We start from the raw sequence: 14,100 nt of genomic DNA, 5'->3' as shown, positions 1-14,100 counted from the left end.
TTCGGCAGGCGCGGCGGGCGCGGCGGTTTCGGTCGCGGTCCGGCTGGCGACGAGCGCCGCCAGCGCGGCCGGCGTCCGCTGGACGAAGACCTCGCGCGGGGTGACCTCGACGCCCTCGCGGCGGGCCCGGTTGACCAGCTGGATCGCGATGATGCTGTCGCCGCCGAGGGCGAGGAAGTCGTCATCGACGCCGACCCGGTCGACGCCGAGCACGGCGGCGAACACTGTGCACAGCGTGCGCTCGGTGTCCGTGCCGCCCGACCGGGCCGAGGTCGCGGCGGTCAGGTCGGGAGCCGGCAGCGCGGCCCGGTCGAGCTTGCCGTTGCCGGTCAGCGGCAACGCGTCCAACGCGACGACCGCCGCCGGGACCATGAAATCGGGCAACGCCGCCGCGGCGCGGGCCCGCAGCGCCGGCCCGTCGACGCGCCGGCCCGCACGCGGTACGGCGTAGGCGATCAGCCGGCGCCGGCCGGCGTCGTCCTCCCGGGCGACGACGACGACCTGCTCCACCGCCGGGTCGGCGGCCAGGACCGCGGAGATCTCGCCCGGTTCGATCCGGAAGCCGCGGATCTTGACCTGGTCGTCGGCGCGGCCCAGGTACTCCAGCGAGCCGTCCGGGCCCAGCCGGGCCAGGTCGCCCGTGCGGTACATCCGGTCGCCGGGCTCGCCGTACGGGTCGGCCACGAACCGGGTGGCGCTCAGGCCGGTGCGGCCCAGGTAGCCTCGGGCGAGCTGGGCGCCACTGACGTAGATCTCCCCCGGCACGCCGGGCGGCACCGGCGTGAGGTGGCGGTCGAGCAGCCGCGCGCGCAGGCCGGCCAGCGGCTCGCCGATCACGCCTCGGCGCCCCGCGGCGGCAGCGGCCGCGGCGGCCCGGTCCAGCGGCAGGTACGTGACGTGCACCGTGGTCTCGGTGATCCCGTACATGTTGACCAGGGTCGGCGCGTCGTCCGGGTGCCGCTCGTACCAGCCGGCCAGCCGGCCAGGCTCGAGCGCCTCACCGCCGAAGATGACGAAACGCAGGCCGAGGTCGTGCCGGCCGGCGGCCTGGTCGGCCTCCACCAGCGCCGCGAACGCCGCCGGCGTCTGGTTGAGGACGGTCACCGACTCCCGCCGGAGCAGGTCGAGGAACTGCCCGGGGGAACGGGTGACGTCGTGGTCGACGACGACGAGCCGGCCGCCGTGCAGCAGCGGCCCCCACAGCTCCCACACCGAGAAGTCGAACGACACCGAGTGGAACATCGTCCAGACGTCGGTCTCGCCGAAGTGGAACAGCTCCCGGGTGTCGGCGAACAGCCGCACCACGTTGCGGTGCGGGATCAGCGCGCCCTTCGGCCGGCCGGTCGAGCCGGAGGTGTAGATGACATAGGCGAGGTTGTCCGGGCGGGCCCGCCCGGCCCCGTCCGGCGGGGTGGTCGGCGCCGCGGCCAGCGCCGCCACGACCAGCGGGTCGTCCAGTGCGATCAGGGGCACGCCGGCCCGAGCCGGCAGCGCCGCGCGGGTCTCGACGGTGGTCACCGCGCAGGCCGGCGCGGCGTCGCGCAGCATGAACGCGATCCGGTCGGCCGGGTAGGCCGGATCCACCGGCAGGTACGCGCCGCCGGCCTTGAGGACGGCCAGCAGGGTCACGACCAGGTCGGTCGAGCGGGGCAGCGCCACCGCCACGATCGACTCCGGCCCGACGCCCCGCTCCGCGAGCAGCCGAGCGAGTCGGTTGGACCGGGCGTCCAGCTCGGCGTAGGTGAGCTCGGCGTCGCGCCAGCGCAGCGCGACCGCGTCCGGGGTCCGGGCGGCCTGGGCCTCGAACAGCTCGGGCAGGGTGGCGTCGGCGCCCCATCCGGGCGTCGGCGGCGCTGGGAGGAGGGCGGCCCGGTTCCGCTCAGCCGCCGGCAGGGCGGCGACGGCGCCGATCGGCCGGTCGGGGTCGGCGGCGATCTCCTCGAGCAGCGCGAGCATCCGGTCGGCGAGGCCCGCGACCGTCGCGTCGTCGAGGACGCCGCGTAGGTAGCCGAAGGTGAGGCGCAACCCGTCGCCGGGGATCACCCGGATGGTGAGCGCGTAGTGGGTGGCGTCGTGCCCGTCGACCGACGCCAGGCGCGGGCCGTCCGGCGGGATCAGGGTGGCCGGCTCGAACGGGTAGGACTCGAGCACACCCACCGTGTCGAACAGGTCCCCGTGCCCGGCCACCGCCTGGATGTCGGCCAGGCCGAGGTGCTGGTGGGCGAACATGCGGCCCTGCGCCGCCTGGAGCTCGGCGATGAGCGCGGCGAACGTCCCCTGGGCGCTCACCCTGGCCCGGACCGGCACGGTGGTCACGAACAGTCCGATCATGGACTCGACCCCGGGCAGCGCCGGCGGCCGGCCGGCGGTCACCGCGCCGAGGACGACGTCCTCGCGGCCGACCGCCCGGGCGAGCAGGATCGCGTGGGCCGCCCGCAGGATGGAATTCAGGGTGAGCCCCCGCTCGCGCCCGAGCGCGGCCAGGTGGGCGGCCGTCTCGGGGCTGACCGCACGGTCGACGGCGGCCGGGATCGGCACCGTCCCGCTCGCCGACGCGGCTCGATGGCCGCCGCCGGCGGCCATCAGGGTCGGCCCCTCCAGGCCGGCCAGCTCGGCCCGCCAGGCCGCGCGGGCGGCGTCGGAGTCCTGGGCCCGCAGCCAGCGCAGGTAGTCCGAGTACGGGCGGGCGACGGGCAGCCGCGCCGCCGTGACCGGGTCGGCCACGGCGCCGGGATCGGCGACGGCCTCGGAGCCAGCCTCGGTGACGGCCTCGGTGACGGCCTCGGCGCTGGGCTCGGCGCTGGGCTCGGCGGCCAGCGCGAACAGCTCTCGCAGCGCCAGTGGCAGCGACCAGCCGTCCAGGACGACGTGGTGGGCGCAGACCGCGAGCCGGGCGCTGTCCGGGCCCGTGCGGACCCACAGGAACCGGATCAGCGGCGGCGCGGTGAGATCGAAACGCGCGGTGCGGTCGGCCGCGACCAGCCGCTCGGCCTCGGCCGCCCGCTCGGCGGCCGGCCAGGCGGAGAGGTCGACGATTGTCCATTCCGGTTCGGCCCGGTCCAGGATGGCCTGGGCCGGCACGGCGCCGTCGGCCAGGACGGCGGCGCGCAGGACGGCGTGCCGGGCGACGAGCTCCCGCGACGCCGCGCGCAGGCGCTCGGGGTCGAGTCCCTCCCCCGCGAGGTCCAGGACGAACTGGATGACGTAGACGTCCGGCGTGTCATCGCCGTCGACGAGGCGGTGGAACAGCAGCCCCGCCTGCGACGGGGACAGCGGCCAGACCTCGGTCAGCCCGGGCAGCCGCTCCCGCCAGCGCGCCAGGTCCGCCGCGTCGACCGACGCCAGATCCACCGCCGCCGCATCCACCGCCGCCGCATCCACCGCCGCCGCATCCACCGCCGCCGCATCCACCGCCGCCGCATCCACCGCCGCCGCATCCACTGCGGCCGCACGTACCGCCGCCGGATCCACCGGCGTCGAGGCGGCCGCCGCGGCGGCGAGGCCGGCGACGGTCGGGCTGTCGAACACGTCGGCCAGCGCGATCGTCACGCCGGCGGCGGCCGCCCGGGTGACCACGGCGAAGGCCAGGATGCTGTCGCCGCCGAGGTGGAAGAACGAGTCGTCGACGCCGATGCCCGGCTGCCCGAGCACCTCGGCGAACACGTCACGCAGGATCGTCTCGGCCCGGGTCGCCGGGGCCCGGCCGGGCCGGGCGGCGGCGGCGAAGTCCGGGGCGGGCAGCGCCCGGCGGTCGAGCTTGCCGGCGGGAGTGGTGGGCAGGGCGGGCAGCGTCACGAAGGCCGCCGGCACCATGGCCCCGGGCAGGACGCCCGCCGCGTGCGCCCGCAGCTCACCCGCGAGCGTCCGGTCGCCGGCCGGGCCCGCCGGATCCCCCGGGCCGGCGGATCCGGCGGCTGCCGGAACGATGTAGGCGACCAGCGCCGGCCCGGCCGGCCCGTCCGCGCGGACGACGACGGCACAGCGCCCGACGCCCGGGTGACCCTCGAGCACCGCCTCGATCTCACCGGGTTCGATCCGGACGCCGCGGACCTTGACCTGGTCGTCGGAACGGCCGGCGACGACCAGCTCGCCGGTGGCGGTCCAGCGCGCCAGGTCGCCGGTGCGGTATATCCGCTCGCCGGCGTCGAAGGGGCTGGCGACGTACCGGGACGCGGTCAGCGCCGGCCGGTGCAGGTAACCGTGGGCGACGCAGTCGCCGGCGAGGTAAAGCTCGCCGGCGACCCCGGGCGGCACCGGCATGAGCGCGCCGTCCAGCACGTAGGCGCGGGTGTTGCGCAGCGGCCGGCCGACCGCCAGCCGTTCCCCGGCGGTCGCGGCGGCGCGCACCGGGCTCGTCGTCACCCAGACCGTCGTCTCCGTCGGCCCGTACAGGTTGGTGAGGCTCTCCGCGCGGGTGAGCAGCTCCCGGGCGAGGTCGGGCGGTAGCGGCTCGCCGCCGCACAGGGCGCGCACCGCAGGGTAGGGCCCCGGGTCCGCGTTGAGGATGGAACGCCAGCGCGACGGGGTCGCCTGCGCCAGCGTGACCGCTCCCCCGCGCAGCAACCCGGCCAGCGCCGACGGATCGCGGCCCTGGTCGCCCTCGGCAAGGTGGATCGAGGCGCCGACGGTCAGCGGCGCGAGCAGCTCGACGGTGCTCGGGTCGAAGGCCAGCGTCGTCGCGGCGAGCAGCCGGTCCGCCGAGGTGATGCCGACGGTCTCGACGATCGACGCCAGGAAGTTCGTCAGCGCTCGGTGGCCGACGACGACGCCCTTGGGCCGCCCGGTCGAACCCGACGTGTAGATCACGTACACCGGGTTGTCCGGATCGACGGCCGGCGGCCAGGCTTCGGCCGAAGCCGCCGGCCCGGATCGGGGCTCGGATCGGGGCTCGGATCCGGGTTCGCGTTCGGGTTCGCGTTCGGGTCCGTCGATCAGCAGCAGGCCGGTGCCGGGCGCGAGCGGGAGCCGCGCGGCGAGCGCGCGCGTGGTCACCACGACCGCCGGGGACGCGTCCTCGATCATGAAACCGATCCGGTCGGCCGGATAGTCGGGGTCGAGGGGCAGGTAGGCGGCGCCGGCACGACCGGTGCCGGCCAGTGCCACGACCAGGTCGGCCGAGTGGGGCAGCGCGACGGCGACGACAGCCCCCCGCCCGACGCCACGGCCGGCCAGCACCCGCGCGAAGGCGTCGGCCCGCGCGGCGAGGTCGCCGTAGGTCACCATCCCTGCCGCGGTCACCAGCGCCGTACGGTCCGGGACACGCTCGGCCTGGGCGGCGAACAGCGCCGTCCACGACTCGGCCGGGCTGGGCCCGGCGGTGTCGTTCCAGGCGGTCAGGACGCGCTCGCGTTCCGTGCCGGCGAGCAGGTCGACGGCGCCGATCGGGGTGTCGGGGCGGACCAGCCCCGCGGCCAGCAGCCGTTCCAGGCGCGGGCCGACGGTCCGCGCGAACGACGGTGAGACCACGCCGTCCTGGTAGGTCGTCTCCAGTTCGAGCGCGTCGCGGCCGCCGCCGTCACCGAGCTCGGCGACGACCGTCAGCGGGAACTGCGCGGTGCCGTTGTGCGCCGGACGCCGTTCGCCGCGCAGGTCCCGGCCGCGCAGCGCGGCGGCGGCCGGGGTGCGGACGGCGAACATCGTCGTGAACAGGCTGGAGACACCGTCGGCGCGGTCCGGGTTGAGGTCGCGGACGACGTCGGCCAGGTCGACGTCGGCGTGGGCGAACGCGCCCCGACACACCTCGCGGGCGCGGTCGAGCAGGTCGGTGAACGTGTCGGCCGGTCCGACCGCGAGCCGCAGGCAGACGGTGTTGCCGAAGTAGCCGAGCACGCCGGCGGTCTCGGCGCGGTCGCGGTTGACCACCGGCGAGCCGATGGTGATGTCGGTCGCGCCAGTGATCCGGTGCAGCAGGGCACCGTAGGCGGCGAGCAGCACCATGAACGGCGTCGCGCCGTGCCGCGCGGCGAACGCCCGGACCTGGCCGGCCAGCTCGGCGGATGCCTGGTGGACGGTCTGCCGGCCGGCGTCGGGCTCGCCGCCGTCACCGGACCTGTCGCCGTCGCCGTTCGAGGTGCCGTCGCCGTTCGAGGTGCCGTCGCCGTTCGAGGTGCCGTCGGCGGCGGGAGCGGGCAGGCGCACCGGTTCGGGCAGCGGGGTCAGCCGCTGTCGCCAGTAGGCCAGCTCGTCCGGGGTGGGACCGGCCGCGTCCGGCGCGACGGCGTCGAGGAACTGCACGCCGATGCCGGCGCCGGGCTGGTCGTCGGCGCCGCTGTCCCGACGGTCGTAGGTGGCGAGCAGGTCGCCGAAGAAGACGTCCCAGCNGGCGTCGTCCCAGGCGATGTGGTGGGCGGCGAGCGCGAGCGTGTGCCGGTCCGGGCCGTGGCTCAGCACCGTCACCCGCAGCGGCGATTCAGCGGTGAGGTCGAAAGGCCGGCGCGCGGCGCGCACCGCGATCTGGCGGGCGCGCGGCTCGCGGTCCTCGTCAGGTTCGGCAGACAGGTCCACGCTGAGCCAGGCCGGCGTGACGTCGTCGCGGACGACCTGTTCGAGCCCGCCGTCCGCGGTGACCCGGTAGGTGGTGCGCAGGACCTCGTGGCGGCGGGCGACGGCGAGCAGCGCGCCGCGCAGCGCGCTGACGTCCAGCGGTCCGGTCAGCTCGAACGCCGCCGAGATCGTGTAGGCGGCGCTGTCGGGTCGCAGCCGTTGCAGGAACCACATCCGCCGCTGGCCCGGGGTGACCGGGTAGCCCACACCGGGGGTCCGCGCCAGGCGTCGGACGCCGCCGGCCGTCGGCTCGCGCGTCAGGCGCTCCGCCGCCAACCGGCGGCGGAGCAGCTCACGCTTGCGCTGCGCGGAGTCGGGACTGGCCACGGTGCACGTCCTTCCGGTGGTGCGGCTTCGGTGGTGCGGCTTCGAGACGGCGTCTGGATCCGCAGGACCGCGGAGGCACGCGCGAGGGGGCGCTAGCCGAGGCGGCGGCGCAGCTCGCGCTTGTCGATCTTGCCGACGGGGGTGAGGGGGAGCTCGTCGACGACCGTGAGCAGGTCGGGAAGCATGAACCGGGCGAGGCCCCGCTCGCGCAGGTGCGCCTTGAGGGCGCGCAACGTCACCGCCGCGCCGGGCGCTGTGACGATCACCGCGCGGACGCTCTCGCCGACCTGCTCGTCCGCCGCCGCGACGACGGCGGCCTGGGCGACCGCGGGGTGGGTGAGCAGGTGCTCCTCGAGCTCGGTGGCGGAGACGTTCTCCCCGCCCCGGTTGATCACGTCCTTGATCCGCCCCTCGACGACGAGGTTGCCACTCGCTGTGAGCCGAACCAGGTCACCGGTGCGGTAGAAGCCGTCCGGGCTGAACGCGGTCGCGTTGTGCTCGGCGGCCCGGTAGTAGCCCCGCACCGTGTAAGGGCCGCGGGTCCACAGCTCGCCGACGGTTCCCGCGGCGACGTCCGCCCCGTCACGGTCGACGATGCGGATCTCGTCCGCCGCCGCGAGCGGCCGGCCCTGGGTGGTGCAGGCGATCTCGTCGCCGTCGTCGAGGCGGGTGAAGTTCAGCAGGCCCTCGGCCATGCCGAACACCTGCTGGACGGTGGCGCCGAGGGTCGGCCGGATGCGCCGGGCCAGCTCGGCGTCCAGCCGGGCGCCGCCGACCTGGAGCAGGCGCAGGCTCACGGTGTCGGGCCGCTCCCACGCGGCAGCGGTCACCCAGAGGCGGGCGAGCGCCGGCACCAGCGCGGTGACCGTCACCCGCTCGCGGGCGATGAGCTCGAAGACGGTCTCCGGGCTGGGCGAGGGCGCCAGGACCACCGTCGCGCCGACGCCGAGCGCCCCGAGGACGCCCGGGCACGCCAGCGGGAAGTTGTGGGCGGCCGGCAGCGCAACCAGGTAGACGTCCTCGCCGGTCAGCCCACACAGCCCGGCGCTGGCCGAGGCGTTGTAGGCGTAGTCCCAGTGGGTACGCGGGATCAGCTTGGGCTTTCCGGTCGTGCCGCCCGAGATGAGCAACAGCGCGACGCCGGCCGGGTCGGGGGGCGCCGCCGGCCCCACGGGTCGGCCCGCGCGGGCGGCGGCGCCCGCGGCCGCGAGCGCGTCGATCCCGGGGAACGGACCGGCGTCGCCGGCCACCAGCACATGGCGCACCGCCGGGACCGCCGCCACGATCTCCCGAGCGAGCGCGCGGTGGTCGAAACCCTCGTGCTTGTCGGGGATCGCGTAGGCCACCGCGCCGGACAGTCGGGCGAGATGCTCGATCTCGACGCGGCGGTGGGCGGGCAGCGCCAGCACTGGGATCGCCCCCAGCCGCAGCAGCGCGAACAGCAACGTCACGAACTCGATCCGGTTCGGCAGGTGGATCAGGACGCGGTCGCCGGCGGCGAGGCCGAGCCCGGCGAGCCCGGCCGCCAGATCGTCGACGGCCCGATCGAGCTCGGCGTAGGAGAGCCGGACTGGCTGGGTGGGCGGCCCGGCGACGAGGGCGGTCGCCGGACCGAACCGCCGGGCCCAGTCCCGCGGCCGTTCGCCGAGCGGCTCGCCCTGCCAGTAGCCCTCGGCGGCGTACCGGCGCCCGAACTCGGCCGGCCAGGGCACCCAGCCGTCCACCGCGGTCGGCGAGGCCGGGCCGGTCAGCGACCGGCGGATCATCGCTCGGCCCCGATGGTGCCGGCGCCGTCGCCCACGAGGCCGGCGCCGGCGCCCAGCCGCACCGCGATCTCGTCGTCGGACAGACCAGCGATCTCCCAGGCGATCGACGCGACGCGGTCGAGACGCCCGGGTGCGATCTCGGCGGCGCGCATGCGCTGCGCCAACGAGGCCACCGTCGGCGCGCCGAACAGCATGCGGACCGACACCTCACCGGTGTCAAGCTCGTCGCGCAGGCGGGTGACGACGCGGGTGGCCAGCACCGAGTCGCCGCCGAGCGCGAAGAACTCGTCGGTCACCCCGAACGCGTCGCCGCCCAGCACCTCCCGCCAGACCAGCATGATCATCTTTTCCAGGTCGGAACGCGGCGGGGAGGACTGCGGCCGGGGGCCGCAGTCCTCCCGCTCCAGCAGCTCGGCGGCCGCCCTACGGTCGACCTTCCCGTTGGCGCTGAGCGGGAGTTCCGGCACCGCGACGACACGGTCGGGCACCATGTGCGGCGGCAGCAGGCCGCGCAGGCCCGCGCGGACCGCCGCCGGACCGTCCGCCGGATCGGCTCCCGGATCGCCGACGACGAGCGCCCCGAGCGGGGCCGGCCGGCCGGCCCCGCCGCCGATCAGCGCGACCACGCCGGCCCGCACGCCCGGCAGGGCCAGCAGCGCGGCCTCGACCTCGCCCAGCTCGACCCGGAAGCCGCGGATCTTGACTTGCTGGTCGCGACGGCCCAGGAACTCGACGGTGCCGTCGGGCAGGTAGCGGGCCAGGTCCCCGGTGCGGTACCAGCGGGCGCCCGCGTGGGTGACGAACCGGTCGGCCGTGCGCTCGGGGTCGCCGAGGTAGCCGCGGGCGACCCCGGCGCCGCCGATCCACAGCTCGCCGGCGACGTGATCGGGGCAGTCCCGGCCGAGAGCGTCGACGACCCGCAGCGCGACGTTGCGCAGCGGCGTGCCGTAGGGCACCGAACGCCACTGCGCCGGCACCGGACCGCCCCCGACGATCTCGCACACGGTGGAATGGATCGCGGTCTCGGTCGTGCCGCCGAGGCCCAGGAACCGGCAGCCGGGGACGGCCGCGGCGAGCCGGGCCGGCAGGTCGACGCCGACCCGGTCCCCGCCGAGCAGCACCGCCCGCAGGCTGTCCCCGAGCTCGCCCGCCCCGCCGGCCACGGTGAGGATCAGGTCGAGCACGGCCGGGACGCAGTTGAGGATCGTGACCCGGTGCTCGGCGACGAGTTCGGCCCAGCGGGCGGCCTCGCGCCGGGAGTCCTCGTCGACCAGCACCACGGCGCCGCCGACGGACAGCGGCGCGAACAGGTCGAAGACCGACAGGTCGAAGTCGAGGGCGGAGACGGCCAGCGTCCGGTCGTCCGGGCCGAGTCCGAGCCGCTCGGTCAGGTCGTCGAGGGTGTTCATCGCCGCCCGGTGACCGACCTCGACGCCCTTCGGCTGGCCGGTGGAACCGGAGGTGAACAGCACGTAGGCGGGTTCGCCCAGCCGGGCCGGGTCGTCCGCCGCGGCGAGGACGAGGCGGTCGGACGCCGTCTCGGCGGGCTCGCCGGGAGTGCCGTCCAGGCCGAGCGGGGTCACCCCGTCGGGCCACCGCGTGCGGGCCGGCGAAGTGATCACGATGCTGAAGCCGGCGGTCGCCGCGATCCGAGCGACCCGCGCGGGCGGCTGTTCCACCCCGACCGGTACGTAGGCGGCGCCCGCCGCCAGCACGCCCAGGACGGCGACGACCTGCGCCGGCCCCTTGGGCAGGCTGACGGCGACCAGGTCGCCGGGCCGCACGCCGCGGGCGGCGAGCCTGCCCGCGACCGCCCGGGCCCGCGCGGCGAGCTCGCCGTAGGACAGCGAGCCGGCCGGCTCGCCCGTCGCCCCCCACACCAGCGCCGGCGCGCCGGGCCTGCGCTCGGCCAGCGCGAAGAACCCCTCGTGGAGCAGGCGGGTGGACGCCGGCCCCGCGACGGCGCCGACGCGGTCGCGCACCGCGCGCACCGACTCGTCGAGCAGCCCGTCGACGGGCCGGTCCCAGACCGAGCCGTCCCCCGCCTCGCCGGCCGACCTGGTGCCGGCCGAACTGGTGCCGGCCGAACTGGTGCCGGCCGAACTGGTGCCGGCCTCGAGCGGCCTGGGGGTGGCCAGGTCATGCACCAGTCGTTCGAAGGCGGCGAACATCGCGTCGACCACACCGGGCGCGAAGATGTCCTCGCGGACGTCCCAGTTGACCAGCAGGCCCCCGTCGAGCTCGGTGATCTGGGCGTCGAGCAGGACCTGCGGCCCCTGCGAGATGATCCACGCCGGGTCGCCGAACTCGCGGCGCACGGCGGGGTCGAACAGTTCACCGAGGCCCAGGGCGCTGGTGAACACGACCGGGGCCAGCACCCGCTCGCCGCGCGCCCGGCCCGCCTCGCGCAGGATCTCGACGCCGGAGAAGCCGGCGTGGGCGGCGTCGGCGTGCAGCCGGGTCTGGACCCGGCGGGCCCGCTCGACGAACGGGACCCGGTCGGTGAGGTCGATCTCCAGCAGCACCGAGCTGGTGAAGTCGCCCACCACCCGGTCGACGTCGGGGTGCACCTGCTCGCGGTCGAACAACGGGACGTTCAGCAGGAACCGGGGCTGGGTGCTCCAGCCGCCGAGCACCTCGGCGAACGCGGTCGCCACGGCCATCGCCGGGGTGAGGCCGCGGCGGTGGGCCGCCTGCCCCAGCGCGACGCGGGCCTGCTCGGGCAGCCGGAAGTGCCGCCGGGACACCCGCGGCTCGGCCGTGGCGCCGACGGCGGCCAGCGGCGACGCGAGCGCGAGTTCGGGCGGCCCGGGCAGGCTGGGCAGGCGGTCACGCCAGGCGCGCCGGGACCGTTCGGCCTGCGCCTGCCGGCCCGCGGTGTGCTCGGCCCGGTACCGCCGGTAGGTGTATGCCGGCGCGGACGCCACCTCGTCCGGGCGGCCGTAGAGGTTCGCCAGGTCGGCCAGCAGGACGCGGTAGCTGACGGCGTCCGCGGCGACCATGTCGACGTCGAGGTGGAACCGGGTCGCGCCGCCCGGGCGCAGGCTGAGCGCGGTCGCGAAGACCTCCCCGCGTTCGATGTCGAGCATCTCGTGGGACAGCGTGTCGCGCACGGCCGCAAGCCGGGCCGCGGCGACGTCCTCGTCGAGGTCGCGCAGGTCGTGCACGGTCAGCCCGCGCCAGCCCGACCGCTCCTCGACGACCTGGCCGCCGTTGTCGGTGATCCGGGTCCGCAACGCCTCGTGCCGGGAGATGAGCCGTTCGATCGCGGCGGCCAGCCGGTCCGGCTCGACGCCCCGCCCGTCGAACTCGCTGTAGAGGTGGGCGGCGACGCCGCCGAGCGGCTGCCCTGGATCGCGGCCAACCCAGTAGGCGTGCTGCATGAGCGCCAACGGGAACTCCCCGCCGTCCGCCGCGGGCGGATCCGGCCTCGCCGCGGCCGGCTGCGGCGGCCCGTCACCGGCGGCGCCGCCCTCGGCGGCCGGCGCGGCGGCCGAGAGCCGGCCGGCCAGCAGCTTGAACCACGCGTCGAGGGTCGGGTTCTCGGCGAGCTCGGCGAAGTTGACCTCCAGGCCGGCCCGCCGCCAGGCGCCGACCGCCTGGATCAGCGCGATCGACTCCAGTCCGCGTTCGAACAGGTTGTCCTCGTCGCCGACGTCGGCCGGGTCCTCCTCCAGCAGGCCGGCGACCGTGCGCCGCAGCGCCTCCCGGTCCGGTCCGGCCGCCGGCGCCGCCACCAGAAAACGGCTGACGCTGCGCAGTTTCTCGCGGGTCTCCTCCAGCTCCCGCTCGGGGCGCGACGCGCCGACGACGCCCGCCCCCGCGCGCAGCCAGGTCCGCCCGTCGCGCTGGAAGGCCGTGCGCAGGACGAGGGCGGCGTCGAGCGAGCCGTCCGCGGCGACACTGATCACGGCGCCGCTGTAGAGGCCGCGCGGCTGCGGCTCGGCCCGCCTGATCACGGCGAGGGCGGCTGCCTTCGGGACGCCGGTGGCCGTGATGGACGGGAAGACGGCGGCCAACGCGTCCCAGCCGTCGCGGCCGGGCGCCAGCCGGCCGCTGACGCGCGAGGCCAGGTGCTGGACGCTGCCCCGTTCGAGCACGGCCATGAACTCGTCGACGACCAGCGTCCCCGGCTGGCACACCCGCCGCAGCTCCTCCTGGGCCACCTGCACCGACACCGCGTGCTCGTAGATCTCCTTGGGGTCGGTGCGCAGCGCCTCCCGGCGGGCCCGGTCGGCCTCGCCGCCGTCGACCCGCCCGCCGTCGAAGGCCGCGGTGCCGGCCAGCGGCTGGGTGGAGACCTGGCCGCTCGCTGCGACCTCGACGACGGTCTCCGGGCTGAACCCGGCCGCGCGCACGCCGCCGAGGTCGAGCAGGAAGGACCGGGCGGGGGTGTTGCCCCGCCGACCCCGCTCGTACGTCGCGATGAGGTCGATCTCGCCGTCGACCGGGATGACCCGGGAGAGGATCACCTTGCGCAGCCGGCCGGCCCGGATGTCCTCGACGGCGCGGGCGACGCCCTGCCGGTAGTCGTCGGCGCCGTGCTCGAGGTCGGCCAGCGGGCTCAGCCGCGCCGCCTCGTCGGCGGCGGCACCCGTGCTGGCGGCGGCGCCGGTGCCGGTGAGGGCGCCGGTGCCGGTGAGGGCAGGCGCGGTGGCCAGCGCCTCGGCCAGGAGGTCCAGGTCGGCCGGGTCGGCGGCGCGCAGGGTCGCCCCCGCCGCCGTCAGCCGCGCCTCTCGGGCCGGAATGATCAGGTGGACCAGCGACTCGGCCGACTGCGGGCCGGGCAGGCCCGCGATCCGGGAACCGAGCTCGAAACCGGCCCAGCCGCACGCCCGCCAGTCCACCACCGGGACGCTCGCCAGCACGCCGGCCAGGGCCCGCAGCGGCGCGGCGCCGACCGGCTCGACGCGCCAGCCGCCGCCGAACCGGTAGCGGATCTCGTCCCACGACAGAACGATCTCGGCCAGGGCACCCGAGCCGAAGCACCACTCGCCGTCGCGCTCGTAGACGGTGTACGGCGCCTCGGCGCCGCGCCCGAGGCGGGCCGCCGCCGCGAGCGGGTCGCCGGTGAGGCGCACCGTCCGCTCGTGGTAGACCAGCGGCGCTGTCACCGGGACACGCCGGATTCGGCTCCGTCGCGGTGTTCCCGCCCGGCCTCGGCGGACTGGTCGGACCCTCGGTCGGCGGGCTGGTCGGCCGCCATCCGGGCGACCAGGCTGGCCGGGCGCAGGTCGGTCCAGGTGGCCTCGACGTACTCCAGGCAGGCCGTCCGGCTGGCGGCGTCGTGCACCGTCCGCCAGCCCGCCGGAACCGGCGCGAAGGTCGGCCAGAGCGAGTGCTGGCCCTCGGCGTTGACCAGGACGTAGAAGCTTCCGTTTTCGTCATCGAACGGGTTCGTCGACATGCGGTTCCCGTCTCCTCGGGTCTGCGGCCTGAGATGGTGTCTAAGGTTAGGTTTACC

At 76.4% G+C, this 14,100-nt stretch carries 4 protein-coding genes and 1 pseudogene; all 5 read right to left on the bottom strand.

Annotated features, from left to right (window positions below; all coding sequences use genetic code 11):
- A pseudogene (locus tag FF36_RS38730) lies at nt 1-6,320 on the bottom strand (amino acid adenylation domain-containing protein); the annotation flags it as partial.
- A gap of 1 nt (nt 6,321) precedes the next feature.
- On the bottom strand, nt 6,322-6,870 hold a 549-nt coding region (locus FF36_RS38725; protein ID WP_242422748.1), incomplete at its 3' end, for a condensation domain-containing protein.
- Between the two features lie 92 nt (nt 6,871-6,962).
- Nucleotides 6,963-8,636, bottom strand: a complete 1,674-nt coding sequence (locus FF36_RS22265; RefSeq protein WP_044887086.1) for a (2,3-dihydroxybenzoyl)adenylate synthase — start codon at nt 8,634-8,636, stop codon at nt 6,963-6,965.
- Nucleotides 8,633-13,750 (bottom strand): salicylate synthase, encoded by a 5,118-nt coding sequence (locus tag FF36_RS22260; RefSeq protein WP_082122134.1) that lies wholly within the window; start codon nt 13,748-13,750, stop codon nt 8,633-8,635. Before FF36_RS22260 ends, FF36_RS22265 begins: the two co-directional genes overlap by 4 nt.
- Nucleotides 13,747-14,043, bottom strand: coding sequence for an MbtH family protein (locus FF36_RS22255; RefSeq protein ID WP_044887085.1), 297 nt, complete (start codon nt 14,041-14,043; stop codon nt 13,747-13,749). The genes FF36_RS22260 and FF36_RS22255 overlap by 4 nt, the downstream gene beginning before the upstream one ends.
- Between the last annotated feature and the right edge of the window lie 57 nt (nt 14,044-14,100).

Source organism: Frankia torreyi (assembly GCF_000948395.1).
In the GTDB taxonomy this organism is placed as follows: Bacteria; Actinomycetota; Actinomycetes; order Frankiales; family Frankiaceae; genus Frankia; species Frankia torreyi.
Note: the sequence above shows the minus strand (reverse complement) of the source record. Positions and strands in the feature narration are given on the sequence as shown.

Coding starts and splice junctions, on each gene's coding strand:
- FF36_RS22265 (WP_044887086.1), bottom strand. CDS start 8,636: ATGATCCGCCGGTCGCTGACCGGCCCGGCCTCGCCGACCGCGGTGGAC.
- FF36_RS22255 (WP_044887085.1), bottom strand. CDS start 14,043: ATGTCGACGAACCCGTTCGATGACGAAAACGGAAGCTTCTACGTCCTG.